This is a genomic window from Mesorhizobium sp. NZP2077 (genome assembly GCF_013170805.1).
Classification (GTDB): Bacteria; Pseudomonadota; Alphaproteobacteria; order Rhizobiales; family Rhizobiaceae; genus Mesorhizobium.
On the sequence record NZ_CP051293.1, the window covers coordinates 5,370,649 to 5,385,658 of the forward strand.

The 15,010-nt window shown below is 61.8% G+C and carries 16 protein-coding genes and 1 pseudogene; 13 read left to right on the forward strand and 4 right to left on the reverse strand.

The features are described 5' to 3' along the window. The first annotated feature begins 296 nt into the window (after positions 1–296). Together HGP13_RS26950 and HGP13_RS26955 are read left to right on the forward strand one after the other, a co-directional pair. Positions 297–545, forward strand: a complete 249-nt coding sequence (locus tag HGP13_RS26950; RefSeq protein WP_172231060.1) for a lipoyl domain-containing protein — start codon at positions 297–299, stop codon at positions 543–545. Between the two features lie 59 nt (positions 546–604). Further along, on the forward strand, positions 605–991 hold the full coding sequence (locus HGP13_RS26955) for a translational machinery protein (protein WP_172231063.1): 387 nt from the start codon (positions 605–607) through the stop codon (positions 989–991). 50 nt (positions 992–1,041) lie between these two features. On the opposite strand, the gene HGP13_RS26960 is transcribed toward HGP13_RS26955, so the two are convergent. Together HGP13_RS26960 and HGP13_RS26965 are read right to left on the reverse strand one after the other, a co-directional pair. Next, entirely contained in the window at positions 1,042–1,335 is a 294-nt protein-coding gene (locus HGP13_RS26960) for a cytochrome c (RefSeq protein WP_172234861.1), read from the reverse strand. A 74-nt stretch (positions 1,336–1,409) separates the two neighbouring features. Continuing rightward, on the reverse strand, positions 1,410–1,793 hold the full coding sequence (locus HGP13_RS26965) for a phasin family protein (protein WP_172231066.1): 384 nt from the start codon (positions 1,791–1,793) through the stop codon (positions 1,410–1,412). A 200-nt stretch (positions 1,794–1,993) separates the two neighbouring features. On the opposite strand from HGP13_RS26965, the gene HGP13_RS26970 reads away from it, so the two are divergent. The 5 genes and pseudogenes from HGP13_RS26970 (at position 1,994) to HGP13_RS26990 (ending at position 4,951) form a co-directional block, all read left to right on the forward strand. Continuing rightward, positions 1,994–2,818, forward strand: a complete 825-nt coding sequence (locus HGP13_RS26970) for a universal stress protein (RefSeq protein ID WP_172231069.1) — start codon at positions 1,994–1,996, stop codon at positions 2,816–2,818. A gap of 56 nt (positions 2,819–2,874) precedes the next feature. Next, a pseudogene (locus HGP13_RS26975) lies at positions 2,875–3,240 on the forward strand (aminotransferase class I/II-fold pyridoxal phosphate-dependent enzyme); the annotation flags it as partial. A gap of 119 nt (positions 3,241–3,359) precedes the next feature. Next, positions 3,360–3,794 (forward strand): DUF2267 domain-containing protein, encoded by a 435-nt coding sequence (locus HGP13_RS26980; protein WP_172231072.1) that lies wholly within the window; start codon positions 3,360–3,362, stop codon positions 3,792–3,794. A gap of 3 nt (positions 3,795–3,797) precedes the next feature. Then, a complete protein-coding gene (locus HGP13_RS26985) occupies positions 3,798–4,484 on the forward strand; it encodes a phosphoribosyltransferase (protein ID WP_172231075.1) in 687 nt (228 codons plus the stop codon). A 20-nt stretch (positions 4,485–4,504) separates the two neighbouring features. Then, positions 4,505–4,951 carry a pyridoxamine 5'-phosphate oxidase family protein gene (locus HGP13_RS26990; protein WP_172231078.1) on the forward strand — a complete coding sequence of 149 codons (447 nt, stop codon included), beginning with the start codon at positions 4,505–4,507 and terminating at the stop codon, positions 4,949–4,951. A 77-nt stretch (positions 4,952–5,028) separates the two neighbouring features. Here the strand turns inward: HGP13_RS26990 and HGP13_RS26995 are convergent, their stop codons facing one another. Continuing rightward, the gene (locus HGP13_RS26995; protein ID WP_172231081.1) at positions 5,029–5,865 is read right to left on the reverse strand and encodes a universal stress protein; all 837 of its coding nucleotides are present in this window, start codon (positions 5,863–5,865) and stop codon (positions 5,029–5,031) included. A gap of 175 nt (positions 5,866–6,040) precedes the next feature. Between HGP13_RS26995 and HGP13_RS27000 the strand changes: the two genes are divergently transcribed. Together HGP13_RS27000 and HGP13_RS27005 are read left to right on the forward strand one after the other, a co-directional pair. Beyond that, positions 6,041–6,439 carry a c-type cytochrome gene (locus HGP13_RS27000; RefSeq protein WP_172231084.1) on the forward strand — a complete coding sequence of 133 codons (399 nt, stop codon included), beginning with the start codon at positions 6,041–6,043 and terminating at the stop codon, positions 6,437–6,439. Between the two features lie 49 nt (positions 6,440–6,488). Further along, on the forward strand, positions 6,489–8,042 hold the full coding sequence (locus tag HGP13_RS27005) for a bifunctional aminoglycoside phosphotransferase/ATP-binding protein (protein WP_172231087.1): 1,554 nt from the start codon (positions 6,489–6,491) through the stop codon (positions 8,040–8,042). A gap of 20 nt (positions 8,043–8,062) precedes the next feature. On the opposite strand, the gene HGP13_RS27010 is transcribed toward HGP13_RS27005, so the two are convergent. Then, positions 8,063–10,744 (reverse strand): bifunctional acetate--CoA ligase family protein/GNAT family N-acetyltransferase, encoded by a 2,682-nt coding sequence (locus HGP13_RS27010; RefSeq protein WP_172231090.1) that lies wholly within the window; start codon positions 10,742–10,744, stop codon positions 8,063–8,065. Positions 10,745–10,910: 166 nt separating this feature from the next. On the opposite strand from HGP13_RS27010, the gene HGP13_RS27015 reads away from it, so the two are divergent. The 4 genes from HGP13_RS27015 to HGP13_RS27030 all read left to right on the forward strand — a co-directional run bounded on the left by HGP13_RS27015 (position 10,911) and on the right by HGP13_RS27030 (position 14,981). Further along, on the forward strand, positions 10,911–12,764 hold the full coding sequence (locus HGP13_RS27015) for a heavy metal translocating P-type ATPase (RefSeq protein WP_172231093.1): 1,854 nt from the start codon (positions 10,911–10,913) through the stop codon (positions 12,762–12,764). Between the two features lie 28 nt (positions 12,765–12,792). Continuing rightward, positions 12,793–13,242 carry a thioredoxin TrxC gene (gene trxC, locus HGP13_RS27020; RefSeq protein ID WP_172231096.1) on the forward strand — a complete coding sequence of 150 codons (450 nt, stop codon included), beginning with the start codon at positions 12,793–12,795 and terminating at the stop codon, positions 13,240–13,242. A 13-nt stretch (positions 13,243–13,255) separates the two neighbouring features. Continuing rightward, positions 13,256–14,509: an MgtC/SapB family protein gene (locus tag HGP13_RS27025; protein ID WP_172231099.1), complete on the forward strand. Its 1,254-nt coding sequence runs from the start codon at positions 13,256–13,258 to the stop codon at positions 14,507–14,509. An 85-nt stretch (positions 14,510–14,594) separates the two neighbouring features. Continuing rightward, on the forward strand, positions 14,595–14,981 hold the full coding sequence (locus HGP13_RS27030; protein WP_172231105.1) for a hypothetical protein: 387 nt from the start codon (positions 14,595–14,597) through the stop codon (positions 14,979–14,981). The last annotated feature ends 29 nt before the right edge of the window (positions 14,982–15,010 follow it).

Genomic DNA, 15,010 nt, shown 5'->3' on the forward strand with positions numbered 1-15,010 from the left:
GGCAGACGCCATATCGTCATCGGTGCCGACCGCATGCACGGCGCGGGCATCCCGATTGATTGCGAACGCAGCGCTGATACCTGCCCCGGCGCTCATCGCGACGGCTGCCTTTCCCTGAAATTCTCCATGACCTCACTCCGCCAACGGTCGGCCATCGTAAGGCCGGATGCCGTATCAGAATTTGATCGCCGTCAAACGCCGCGCGATTGCAGCAGTCTGCGTCGTACGCCGATTGATCGGGATCAAGGACCATGCTGCGCGAGCGCATATCATTCGGCGGCACAGGGAGAATTGCGATGCACTATATCAAGGCCGATGAAGCCCTCTGGGCATCCAGCATGTTGCCGGAGGGCATACTGGAGCGCTGGTTCATTACGAGCGGCGACACAATCAAGGCCGGAGAACGAATAGCTGAAGTTCGCGTTGAAGACGCGCTGCACGAGATTGTCGCGCCGGCAGGTGGTCGCGCGACGATTGTGGCCGCTGCGAACGCCGTCATCGAGCCCGGCTCGATCCTGGCAACGCTGGAGTCCCAGTCCGCGTGAGGATGCCTCACATGTGGATTGCGCTCATTCCTCAACCATAGCCTCAAGGATGTATCAATATGCAGACCCAACATGCCGTTGCCTGGCTGGACCATCGCGAAGCCAAGGTGTTTTTCTTCAATCGTGAGTCGGCCGAGAGCCTGAGGCTTGCCACCACGCTTGCGCATCATCAGACCCACAACAAGGCAGGCACCGTCGACGGCAAGCGTACGCCGGAAAACCAGTCCTTCTACCGCGACATCGTCGTCGCCCTGCAGCCGGCGAAGGAATGGCTGATCGTGGGGCCAGGATCGGCAAGAGATGAGCTGGCAAAGCATATACGCGACCACCATCCCCACTTGAAGGATCGCATCGTCGGCGTCGAACCTGCCGATCATCCTACGGAGGCCCAGATCGTGGCGCATGCTCGCTCGTTCTTCCGTGCCGCTGACCGGATGTTACCCTAGCTTGGTCTGGTGGCGTCAGGCTCGGCCGACTGCTGCGTCCGAGGCCCCGATCACGGTTGCTGCAAGGTGCTGATGTAAGCGATAATTGCGTCGATCTGATCGGGGCTGGCGATCCACTCGGGCATGTCCGGGTGGCCAGTCGAAATCCCCTCAGCGAGGGCCTCCTCGAGATCGGTGATCGGATAGCGCTTTGACAAGGTGCGAAACGCCGGGGCGTCAGGATGACTGCTCTTGTCGGTTTTTCCAGTGGCGTGGCAGCGGGCGCAATTGACTTCCACCAACGCCTTTCCATGATCCGTTAGGCTATCGGCCAGGGCTGGATGCACATGTCCGAGCAGCATCATTGCAAGGGCGGAAGCCGACAGACAACGACGCCTGTAAAGGCTGTTCATGTTTGACGACCTCCGCATTGCCCGATCTACGCGACTGTCTTTGCCGCTGCGTCCTCGATCGCGGTTCTGGCTTCCTCGCGGACCCGCTTGGCCGTTTCCGAGGCGAGCCTGGAGGTCAGCGTGGCGACCTTACCGGCTTCGCTGACGTATTGCGATGTCGCATTCTGCAGGAAAGCGGCAAAGATGTCGAAAGCGTCATTGAACTGCGGACCGCTGATCAAATCATCGGCCAGCTTCACGTCCTGTTCGCAACGATGTTTCAGAAACGCCAGCGTTTCGACGTTATAGCGCATCATCGCCTTGAAGGCGTGCACTTGAAGAAACGCGGCAGCAAGGAAGAACTTCTGGCCATTCTCCGCCACCGGCAACAAATGTGTGCCGAATGAGGATGGCTCGGGCTGAGTGTGCATTATCGACTACTCCGTTCTGAATCTCCACATCGCAACGTTGACGCCATTCGTCGTCACGTCCTTGATCAGGATCAACCTATGGCCTTGCGGACTGTGCGAGCGTGCCGGCACCAACTGGTTTCGTTGCGCGTTTGACCCGCATCAAGGTGCCTCCCTCTATTTGATGGCCAAGTCGAGTCAACCGCAGATGGAATGACGCGATGGCTTTCAAGACGATCATGGTTCAGCTGGACGTGGACGCGATCGCCGCGCCACGCATCGCGATAGCATGGGATCTTGCTCAACGGCTCGAGACCGACCTGATTGGCTTCTGCGCCGCCGAGCCGCATTTTGTCCCGCCAACCGGCACTGATGACCAGGCCGCGACCAAGGCGTTGTGGTGTCAGGTGGAGGAGATAGAAGGTCGCCTCGACTGCCTGAGAGAGGACTTCCTGAGCATCGTCAAAGGCAGCAATCGTGCCTCGTGGCGCGGAGAGATAGGCAATCCCACGCGCCAACTTGCACTCAATGCGCGTATCGCCGACTTGATCCTCACTGGCTCGCCGACGGCCGATCTGGTGGTCGACCGTCATCGTATGCTTGATCGGGCAAGTCTCATCCTTGCGGCTGGCCGTCCGATACTCGTGGCATCGGACCCATTGGCGCCGATCAAGGCCGAAAGCATCTTGATTGCGTGGAATGATACGCGGGAAGCGCGACGTGCCGTCGTCGACGCTATGCCTTTCCTGATCACCGCCAAGGATGTCGTGATCGCCACCGTGGACAATGGGAATACTGGACCCAGGGAAAATGCAGCGGATGTCGAACTCTTTCTGACGCGCCACGGTGTGAAGGCGCGATCCGAAATCTTGGATGCGTGCCGCTCCGAACCGGCGGAAATCCTCCTCCAGATCGGACAGGATATTACGGCCGATCTCATCGTTCTCGGTGGCTACGGTCATAGCCGGGTACTGGAGAGGACCTTTGGCGGCGTGACGCGTTCTGTGCTGCGCAGCGGATCATTGCATCGGTTCATATCGAACTGAGGACGGCGGAGCCTCGGAGTCGTGATTTTGACATGAATCAAGGTCGTCCGTTCCCGCAGCAGCAGGCGAGCCGAACCAAGCAGATCCTGTAGGCGGCCGGCTTGCCGGTGATGGAGTCGCCAACCCATATCGTGCCGCTGCTGGTCGGAGACCCCGAGCTTTGCAAGATGGCCAGCGATCGCCTGCTTGGCGTTCACGGCATCTACATCCAGCCGATCAATTACCCGACCGTGCCACGCGGCACGGAGCGGCTGCGCATCACGCCGACGCCGTTTCATTCCGACACGCTGATCGCGGGACTGCAGGAGGCGCTGGTCGAGACCTGGGATGCCCTCGGTATTCCCTACGGTTCCGCTGGCCGGCCCGCTGTCGCGAAGAGCGATCGGATTGTTCCGCTGCTGGTGCAGAAATCCGCCGGCTGAGAGCCGCCGCCTGCCCAAACGGCCTCCATCTCCTTTGCCTATGGGCAATTTGATCCTGCTCAATGCTCAAAGCCCTTCGATGCCCGAGAATGAAGTTCAAATCTTCGAGGAGCATCGCCATGGGTCAAGTTTCTCACACGTCCTTCGCTGACTTCACGCACGCTGGCCAGCAGGCGCAACAGTGGGTCAAGGAGCTCGCCAAGGACCTCTGCTGGAGCGAGCCGAGCGCGTGCCGTCTCCTGAGATCCGTTCTACACACGGTGCGGGATTGGCTGTCGCCAGCGGAAATGGCCGACCTCTCGGCGCAACTGCCTGTTTTGGTCCGCGGCATCTATTTCGAAGGCTGGAATCCATCGGCGCCTGCGCATGAGCGCACGAAGCGCGACTTCATTATCAGCGTCAGAAACAGTTTCGGCTACGATGAGGAGATCGATTTCGATGTCGCGATCAGTGCCGTTTTCAAGCTTCTCGACCGTCATATTTCGCATGGCGAGATCGTGCAGGTCAGAAACTCGATGAAGAAGTCGCTGCGAAAACTGTGGCCGGTGGATTGACCGATGTTCCGCGACCGGGAAGACGCTGGAGCGAAGCTTGGCCTGGAACTGAGCAGGCTTCAACTGCATCGGCCCATCGTACTGGCATTGCCGCGTGGCGGCGTGCCGGTCGCAGTGGAAGTGGCCAAAGCCCTCAACGCTCCTCTTGACCTGCTTATCGTCCGCAAGGTCGGCGCCCCGGGCAATCCCGAGTTGGCTGTTGCCGCAATCGTCGATGGCGACCCTGGGGAGGTCGTGCTGAACCGTGAAATTGTCGAGACCTATGGCCTCAACGACGACGCGTTACGTGTCTTGATTGCAAATGAGCGTCCTGAACTCGAACGCCGGCGCGTTGCCTATCGAGGTAAGAATAAACCGGTGTCGATCGCGGGAAGGATCGCGATCATCGTCGATGATGGGGCCGCGACCGGTACGACAATGAAAATCGCGATCCGCGCCCTAAAGCGCCGGTCACCGAGGGAAATCGTCGTGGCAATCCCCGTTTCACCGCAAGAGACGGTCGCCGCGCTGGAGCAGGAAGCGGACCGTGTGGTCTGCCTTAGTCAGCCAGGGCAGTTCCGGGCCTTGGGCCACCACTATCTGCGATTCCCGCAGCTCTCTGACAACGACGTTGTCTCCGCTATGGACGAGGCTGCCCAACTGTACAAAACTGGCCAGCGGCACGTTTCCGGCCTAGTTCAAAAGCCGTGAAGAACAAGGAGATCGCACTGATGCAGATCCGCACGCTTTCTGCTTTGGAATGTACCAAATTGCTGACGGCCAATCGTGTTGGCCACCTGGCCTGCTCGAAGGATGGGCAACCCTATATCGTGCCCTTCCACTACGCCCATTCGGACGCTCATCTTTACGCGTTTTCAATGCCGGGGAAAAAGATCGAATGGATGCGGGCCAATCCGCTGGTGTCCGTCCAGGTCGATGAACATGGCCAGGGGCGAGGATGGAAAAGCGTCGTTGCCGACGGCCGATACGAAGAACTGCCTGACCGGATCGGCCACAAGCTTGAGCGAGATCATGCCTGGTCGGTCTTGAGCAAGCACTCCGACTGGTGGGAACCCGGTGCACTCAAGCCCATCGTTCCTCCCACAGCCGACAGTGCGCCGCACGTTTTCTTTCGGATCCTGATCGAGCAGGTGTCCGGACGAGAAGCAAGCGAGTAGTCGCCCCATCAAGTCTCACGAGAAATGAAAAGGGCCGGCGCAATCTGCACCGGCCCTTTTTTCCAACCGTTGAATTCCTATCGCGCCATCAAGACCGGCAGCGATTGACCCTCAAGCATCGACTTGGTGACCCCGCCGAAAATCCGCTCGCGCAACCTGGAATGACCATAGGCGCCCATGACTATCAGCTCGGCCGCAACGTCGCCGGCATGCTGGCGAAGCACGTCGGCGATCGAATGATTGGCGCTCGGCAGCCGGTCGACCGTAACCTTCACGCCATGCCGGGCAAGATAGGCCGCGGCATCCGCACCCGGCTCCTCGCCATGATGGAATTCGTTTTCAATTGGATCGACGATGACAAGGCGCACATCTTCGGCGCCTTTCAGCATATCGAGCGACTCGCGGACGGCGCGCGATGACTCAAGACGGGCGTCCCATGCAACGAGGATGCGTTTCGGCTTCAGCGTCGGCCGCGAGCCCTCGGGAACGAGCAGAATGGGCTTCCCCGATGAGAACAGCGTGCCCTCGATGACTTTGTCCTTGAGCGTATGGCTTGCCAGCAGGTCCGGTCCGAGAATGGTCAGATCGGCGTAGCGGGCACGCCGTCCGATGACGTCGTCTGCCCATCCCATGTCGGGATAGTCGTCGCTCAGATCGGCCGATACGGCGGTCTGAGAGAGAAAGCCAGCGACGTCAGAAATTCTCTTCTCCAGCCTTTTCAGTTCGGCCTGGCGTTCCTCCAGCCAGGCCGGTGAGACGACAGCGGCATACTCGCCGCCAGAGGGCGGTGCGGCCAGCTCGAGGACGAGCACGGAGAGATGGGCGCCGACCTGTTCGCACAGCGAGGCGGCTAGCTTTAGATCGCCTTCACCCTGGTTCGGCCCGGTAACCGTAAGCAGTGTCCTGAAAGTCACGGCGGCAACTCCTGATTTCGATTGAAGGATCAGTCATGGTTTCAGTCATTAGCGAGGGCGCCCGATGCGTTCATTGCGTTGAATCAAACACCGTGACCGCGGCAGCATTTGATCCGCATCAACGCACTGCCAAAGCAAGGCTTTAGATTTCAGCCGAACAATCGGGGAAACACACATGAGATTCCTGATCACAGTGGCTCTGGCAGGATTGGCCTTCAACGCGGCCGGCGCCCAGGAACTCGGCGACGGCAAGGCCGAATACATGAACTCATGCGCCGTCTGCCATGGTCCCGAAGGCAAGGGCGATGGCCCGTTGGGCGACGAGCTGTTGAAGCGGCCGAGCGACCTGACACGCCTCTCCAGGCGCAATGGCGGCGAATTCCCTTACTGGCGCGTTTATGCCGTGATCGACGGTCGCGCCATGGTGCCGACGCATGGCGAGCGCGACATGCCAGTGTGGGGCAGCCAATTCCTGCCTGCCGACGTGAAGAAATATGGCCCGAACGCAGGCGAAATCGTCACCAGGGAACGCATCCATGAGTTGGCAGGTTATGTCCAGACATTGCAGCAATGAGCGCAGATCGCGGAAACGAATTTCCCGAGACACACTGGGAAGGCCGGCCATGATCGTCGACGACCAGCAAGCCGCCGCCGCGTTTCTGCTTGATCCTGCCACCCATGGCGCGATTGGGCCCGTCGAGGCGATCGAGACTCACATTTCGCGTATTTTCCTTGTCGGCCAACGCGCCTACAAGATGAAGCGGGCGGTCAAGCTGCCTTATGTCGATTTCTCGACGCCGGCACTGAGGCTGGCCGCTTGCGAGAAAGAGGTAGAACTCAACTCGAAAACCGCTCCCGGCCTCTATCTGAGGGTACGTCGCATCACGCGGGAAGCCGACGACAAATTGGCTCTTGACGGCACCGGCCAAATGCTCGACGCGGCGATCGAGATGATCCGCTTCGACCAGTCGAAGCTTCTCGATCGAATGGCAACCGCGGGAGAATTGACGCCGGTGCTGATGACCGCCGTAGCACGGATGATCGTAGGATATCATCGCGCCGCGCCGGAGGTCCACAATGGCACTGGCTCGTTCAATTTGATGGGCGTGCTCGACATCAACGAGGCCGGCTTTGGCACCAGCCATGTTTTTACGAAACGGGAGATCGAGACCTTTGCCGGGGCCTTCCGCACCGCGCTTGCCCGGCATGCCGGATTGCTGGACCGCCGGGAGGCCGCGGGCAAGATCCGCCGGTGCCATGGCGATCTGCACCTGCGCAACATCTGCCTTTTCGATGGCGAGCCTCGCCTCTTCGATTGCATCGAATTCAATGACCAGATCGCCAGCATCGATGTTCTGTACGACCTTGCCTTCTTGTTGATGGACCTCTGGCATCGCGGCTTCCCCCAGGTCGCCAATCTCGTGATGAACCGCTATCTCGACGAGGCCGACGATGAAGACGGTTTCATCCTACTGCCCTTTTTCATGGCCGTGCGTGCTGCCGTTCGCGCCCATGTAACCGCAACGCAGGTCGAGGAAGGCAGCGCCGACGGCGACAAGCTGATTGCCGAGGCGAGATCCTATTTCGAACTGGCCCTGACATTTCTCCAGGAGACAGAACCGCGGCTCGTTGCCATCGGCGGCCTCAGTGGTTCCGGCAAGACGACCATTGCCGAGGCGCTCGCTGCCTATGTTGGAGCGCCGCCCGGCGCACGCATTGTCGAAAGCGACCGCATCCGCAAGGCGATGCACGGCGTGGCTGCCGAGACCAGGCTGCCGGACAAGGCCTATCGACCTGAGGTGTCCGAACGGGTCTACAACGAAATGGCATGGCGCGCCGCCCTGATCCTCTCCGAGGGGGGTTCGGTTGTCGCTGATGCGGTTTTCGACAGACCGGCCGATCGTGAGCGGATTGAAAAGGCAGCGCGCGACCGAGGTATCGCATTCTCCGGCTTCTGGCTGGAGGCGGATCCACTCGTCCTTTGGCAGCGGGTCAATGAACGCAAGGGCGGCCCCTCGGACGCCACGGTCGATATCCTGTCGCGTCAATTGCAGCGCAATGCCAGCCAGGCCAGCTGGCGCAGGACCGACTCCGATCGACAGCTCGTCGACATCGTCGCCGAATTGAGGAGATGTTGCGCGCACGATGCTTCCGAGATCCTGCGCACAGCGTCCTGACTGGGTGCGTACGATCGATATCAACTGAGTTCGAACTTGGCCTCGACAAGGCCGGGCTCGTTCGGAAGATGCGTGATCGAGAAGCCAAACTCGCGGCACATGGCCAACATCTTGCTGTTTTCGCTCAGCACGATGCCTTCGATGCGGCGGATCCCATCCGCTCTTGCATAGTCGACGATCTGGCTGAGCAATTCCCAACCCAGGCCATGCCCCTGCAAGTCCGTCCGCACCAGCAAAGCGTATTCGGCACCGACGTGGTCGGGGTCGCAGGATAGCCGGCTGATGCCCGCAAGCGCGCCGGTGCTCGTGTCCAATGCGACGAAAGCCATGTTGCGGTCGTAGTCGAGCTGGGTAAGCCGCTTCAACATCTGGTCGGTGAAGCTTTTGCGCGGCGACAGGAAACGCAGGCGCAGATCATCGGGCGAAATCCTGGTGAGGAAATCCGGATAGAGCGCGATGTCGGCCGGCTTGATCGGCCGGATATGGTAACGCACGCCGTCGGCCGAAAACTCTTTTTCCCAACCCGACGGATACGGCCTGATGGTAAGCGCCCGATTCGGACCCGGCTCCTCCACGCGTTCCGGCTCGATCTCGATACGGGCATCGAGCGCAATCACGCCGGCGGAATCGGCGAGCAACGGATTGATGTCCATTGAAACAAGGCACGGAAAATCGACGATCATCTGCGACAGGCCGTTTAGCGCCGTGATGATCGCCTGCCGATCGGCCGGCTTGCGATCGCGGAATCCGGCCAGCAGGCGGCCGATCCGCGTTTGGTCGATCAAATCACCGGCAAGAACGTCGTCGAGCGGCGGCAATGCAATCGCTGTGTCGTCCATCACCTCGACGGAGACGCCGCCGGCTCCAAACAGGATGGCCGGCCCGAAGATCGGATCCCGGTTCATGCCGAGGATGAGTTCCTGCGCCTGTTTCCGCACCACCATCGGCTGAATGGCATAGCCTTCAATGTCCGATTGCGGTGCGTGCTTGCGCACGCGCGCCTCGATTGTGCGTGCGGCCTCTCCTGCGGCAGCTGCATCGGCAATGTTGAGCACTACACCGCCAATGTCCGACTTGTGCGAGATCGCCTTGGACAACAGTTTGACGGCGACCTGCTCGGACGTCTTGAGGAGGCGGCTGGCGGCCGCCTCCGCTTCGACAGGAGATCTGGCGACGATCGTCTCGGGCACCGGGATGCCGTAAGCGGAAATTACTGCCTTGGCTTCGGGCTCGGTCAGCATTCGCCGCCCTTCCCCCGCGACCTGCCTGAATATGGCGAGCACGGCTTCCCGGTGACTCGTGATGTCTTCGCCCAGGCTCGACGGGGTGCGCATCAATGCCCGCTGGGCACGCGACCATTCGCTGAGGTAGGAGACGGCCGTTGCGGCATCCGCTGGCGTCTCGAAGCTGGCAATGCCGGCATCCTGAAGAACACGTCGCCCTTCGCGCGCCGTGTGTTCGCCAAGCCAGCAGGTCAGGACAGGTTTGCCGCGAATCTTGCCGTCCTGCGCGAGCGCCGCCGCCGCGCTTGCCGCGGCAAGCGGCGAGCCGAGCCCAGTCGGGCAGTTCATGACCAGGACAACGTCGGTCCCGGCATCGGCCGCGACCGCCTCAATCGCCGCCTGATAGCGCTCTGGCGGGGCGTCGCCGATAATGTCGACCGGATTGGCGCGGGACCATGTGCTCGGCAGGACGGCATCCAGGCGGGCGATCGTTTCCGGCGACAATTCCGCCAGTTCCCCGTTACCTTCGACGAGTTGATCGACGGCAAGCACGCCGGCGCCGCCGCCATTGGTGACGATGCCGACGCGGGCTCGTTCTAGCGGAACGAACCGAGCGGTCGTTTCAACCGCATCGAACAACTCAGTGAGACCTTTGACGCGCAGTATGCCTGCCCGCAGCAATGCCGCATCGACGACACGGTCGGCCCCCGATAGCGCGCCGGTATGGGTCGCGGCCGCTTTGGCCGATTGCTCGTGCCGACCCGATTTTATCGCGATCACTGGCTTGATCCTCGCCGCCGCACGCGCGGCCGAGATGAACTTGCGCGGATTGGGAATGGTTTCGAGATACATGACGATGGCGCGTGTGTGCGCATCGCCCGCCAGCATGTCGAGACAATCTCCGACGTCGACATCCGCCATGTCGCCAAGGGAGACGATCTGCGAGAAGCCGACATTGTTGTCGGCCGCCCAATCGATCAACGATGTGGCGATGGCGCCGGATTGGGACAGCAACGCGATGTTGCCGGGCTTGGCGGCCATATGCGCAAATCCGGCATTGAGCTTCATCGGCGGGATCATCAGTCCGACCGTGTTCGGCCCGATGATGCGGAAGAGAGCGGGCTTGGCCGCATCGAGCATCGCCTGGCGCAGGCCGTTCTCGCGCGTCAGCCCGGCAGTGATCACAACCGCCGCCCGCGTGCCCTTTTCAGCAAGGTCGCGCACGATGCCGGGAACTGTCTCAGGCGGCGTGACGATGACGCCAAGGTCTGGGACGTCAGGCAGATCGGCCGCTTTGGCATAGCATTGCCGATCGGCGACCTCGGAGTATTTCGGGTTGACCGGCCAAATGTCGCCCTCGAAGCCACCGCTGACGATGTTGTCGAAAACGACACGGCCGACGGAGCCTTCGCGCACCGACGCACCGAAGACAGCAACGGACTTCGGGGCGAACGCATGTTCGAGATTTCGGATCGTCACCCCTCATGCCTCCTGTTCGTAGCGATGATCGCCCGTCGATCTTGCCCGTTCGTTGCGTTGGATCAAAGCGTTCTCCGGCTCTCGCGATTAGCTGTTGCCCGAGTTCGACGCGCTCCGTCAGCACTGGCGATAATTGGCGAGCATCTATCAAATCGAAAGGCATCGCATGAACGAGTCCACCCTGCGACGCGCATTGCTGGTCATTGCTATACTGGGTCTCGCCGTTGGGATCGGAGCGTGGCGAACCGGCCTCGGCCCGCTTGAAGCCAACACGATATGGACGGTGGCGACCTTGCCCGTGGTGGCGGCTCTCGCCATTTCCATCCTGCGCGATTTCTGGATCGGCCGCTTCGGTGTCGATGCGATTGCGCTGGTGTCGATGTCGGCTGCGCTGTTGCTCGGCCAGCCCCTGGCGGCAGTGGTGGTCGCGATCATGTATGCAGGCGGCACGGTGCTTGAGGATTTCGCTCGCGGCCGCGCGGAACGGAGCCTCAAGGCATTGACCGACCGATCGCCGCGTGTCGCCCACCGAACATCGACACTGGGGACAGAGACCATCTCTGTCGAAGACGTAGCTGTCGGCGACGAGCTTCTGGTCCGGGCCGGCGAACTGCTCCCCGTCGATGGCATCCTGCTCGATGCTTCGGCCTCTCTCGACGAGTCGGCGGTGAGCGGAGAACCCCTGCCGGAACGGCGCAGCGCAGGCGATGTGCTGCGCAGCGGCACCGTCAACGCCGGCGAGACCTTCAGCATGCGGGCTTCTGCCCTCGCGGAACAAAGCACTTATGCCGCGATCGTGCGCATGGTCGCTGCAGCGCAGACCGCCAAATCCCCGTTCATTCGCATGGCCGACCGCTTTGCCCTGTTCCTTCTGCCGGTCACATTGCTGGTTTCCGGTGCCGCCTGGTATGTTTCCGGCGACCCAATCAGAGCGCTTGCGGTGTTGGTCGTCGCAACGCCGTGCCCGCTCATCCTCGCCGCGCCCGTTGCCTTCATCGGTGGCGTCTCGCGCGCCGCGCGTTCCGGCATCTTGATGAAAGGCAGCACGGCGCTGGAGGCGCTTGCGCAAGTCCGAACCGCCATCTTCGACAAGACGGGGACCTTGACCATCGGCGGTGCCGAGCTCATCGAAATCGAAGCCGCACCCGGCCGTGACGCGAACCATCTGCTGCAGCTTTTGGCATCCCTGGAACAGGCCTCGCACCATGTGCTCGCCGACTCGATCATCCGCGCGGCGCGCGGCAGGCAGCTGGTGCTTTCGCATCCGCGTGACGTCCGCGAGCATCGCGGCGCGGGCTTGAAAGGCCGGGTCGAGAACATCTCGATCGCGGCGGGATCGCGGGCTCTCGTGCTCGCCGACCGGCCCCTGCCCAAGTGGGCGAGAGGGGGTGAAGAAAAATACCAGGAAGAGCCAGTGCTTAGGGTCTTTGTCGCACTCGGTGAACGACTTGCCGGCGTGTTTACTTTCGGCGATGCGATGCGCACTGATGCACATGACACGCTCGCCAGTCTGCGCTCGGCTGGCATCACGCGCATGGTCATGCTGACAGGTGATGACGGCGCCGCCGCAAAGCGTATTTCTTCCATGCTGGATCTGGATGTCATCGTCGCCGATGCCATTCCAGCGGATAAAGTCGCGACGGTCACAGCCGAGAAAGCCTTGGCACCAACGATGATGGTCGGCGACGGCATCAACGATGCCCCAGCGCTTGCGGCTGCAACGGTCGGTGTCGCCATGGGCGCACAAGGTGCGACCGCATCCTCCGAGGCGGCCGACGTCATTGTGCTGACCGACAGGCTGCAGCCGGTTGCCGATGCGGTCCGGATTGCACGGCGAACGCGATCGATCGCCTTGCAGAGCATCATCGTCGGGCTGGCGCTGTCCGGGCTGGCAATGATCGCGGCGGCCATGGGGCAGATCACGCCGGTTGCCGGAGCGCTGCTTCAGGAAGGGATCGACGTCGCCGTTATCCTCAACGCGTTGCGCACCCTTGGCGATGGGCGTCCGTGGCGCGCATAGTGGTCGAGAACAAAATCGGTGAATGGCCATGGCACAGCAAAATCTGGTGGTTTGCAGCAAATGCGGTGGGGTCAACCGCCTGCCACCCGCCCGCAATGCCAGTGAGGCAAAATGCGGAAAGTGCGGGATCAGGCTGTTTTCGGGGCATCCCGAAGATGTCGACGCCGCTGGTTTCGATCATCAGATCGCGCGCAGCAGCCTGCCGGTTGTTGTCGACATCTGGGCACCTTGGTGCGGCCCCTGCAAGATGATGGCACCGGCCTATGAAGCGGCGGCAGGTGAACTGGAGCCGCATGTTCGCCTGATCAAACTCAATTCCGACAATGAGCAGGCTGTCGCGGCCAGGCTCGGCATCCGTGGCATCCCGACCATGATCCTGTTCCATGGCGGGCGCGAAGTCGCGCGCACATCCGGCGCAATGACGGCAGGCCAGATTGTCAGGTGGGTTCGCGACCGCCTGCCGACGGTCGCGGCCTGAAGTCGCGGCTCCAATGGATCCGCTCATCGCCCGGCTTGGACTGGCCCTTGCAATAGGTCTTCTAGTCGGCCTGGAGCGCGGCTGGCAGGAGCGGGATGCGCCCGCTCGCAGTCGCACGGCCGGCATCCGGACATTCGGTATATCCGGCTTGCTCGGCGGCGTGCTCGCCGCACTCGCCAACGCACTCGGCGCGGTATCCGTGCTGGTCGGCGGCTTCATCGCCTTTGCGGCAATCTTTGCCTGGTACAAGGCGCGCGAGGCTGTCCATGACGAGGATTTCAGCGTCACGAGCGTGATCGCGGGCCTGGGCGTTTTCGCCCTTGGGTCGCTTTCCGTCGCGGGCGATTATCGGGCTGCAGCCGCCGGTGGCGCAGCACTGGCGGCAATCCTGGCCAGCCGCGAGGTCCTGCACGGCCTTCTGAAGCGACTGACCTGGGTGGAACTCCGTTCGGCGCTGATCCTTGCGGTGATGACGGCGATCGTCTTGCCCCTGCTGCCAAACCGGACGATGGACCCGTGGGGCGGTTTCAATCCTTGGGAAGTCTGGTTCCTGACAGTGCTGATGGCCTCGATATCGTTCGCCGGCTATGTGGCTGTTCGCGTTCTGGGAAATACGCGTGGGCTGCTGGTCAGTTCGCTCGCCGGTGCGATCGTCTCATCCACAGCGGTGACCTTGGCGCTTGCCCGCAACGCCACAAATGCAACCAATCGGCTGCCGCTCGCCGGGGCGGCATCCCTGGCTGCAATGGTTTCGGTGCTCCGCGTCTGTGCCGTGGTTCTGATCATAGAGCCAGGCGTGTTTGCTTCGGTCGCTGTCGCGGCGATGGCAGCCGCGCTCGCATTCGCTGTCTGCGGCGCATTGCTGATGGCGCGCGACAGCGGGAATGGAGAAGGCAGCGCTATTGCGCGCAATCCTTTCGAGTTGGGTCCCCTGCTGCTTTTCGCACTGCTCTTCGCGGTTGTCGCCACCGCAGGCGCTGCATTGGCAGCCCAATTCGGCGGCCGCGGCTTGCTGGTTACTTCGGCGCTGGCAGGCACGTTCGATGTCGATGTCTCGGTGCTCAGTGCCTTGCGGCTGGTCAAGCATTCGGTCCCTGTCGAGACCGTCGGCCAGGCGGTGCTGGCGGGACTGGCGGCAAATGCGATCGGTCGCCTGTCATTGGCGGTATTTGCCGGGCCGATCGGGTTCTGGTTGCCGCTGGCCGGCACAACCTTCGCCGCTGCGGCCGCCGGCTACGGCGCCACGTTGTTGCTTGGTCTCGGGTAGAAGCGCGGCGATCGCGCCTTCTTTGATGCGGATCAAGGGCTATGCCCAGCCACCGCTCTATGAAACTCCGTGAAAGGAGTTCGCCATGACCAGTTTGAAGGACCTCACCCCGAAATTCCGCCATGTCCGGCTGCTGCTAGCCCGTGAAAAGGGTCACCCGGAAGGGGATCGCGAAGAGGGCTACGACGTGCTGGCTCCGTTGACTGGTGAAGGCCGGATCGATGCCGAAGAGTGGAAGTCGCACAGGGCATCCTGCCGTGTTCGCCGCTTTCGTACCGGCGAGGAGGATTTGATCGGCCGGCTGAGGCGCAAGCCCGGCGGACAGTGGTTCTTCGACTACGCCGACGGCGATCGCGACGACGAGATCGGCTTTCATCTCGGCGACGAACGGTTCGTGACCGGCGAATACGTGTCGATCGAGCGCAACGGCGCTATGCACACCTATCAGGTGGCGAGGGTCGAGCGGCCCTGACGAGAAACCGTCAGGCTCACTGGGAGTAG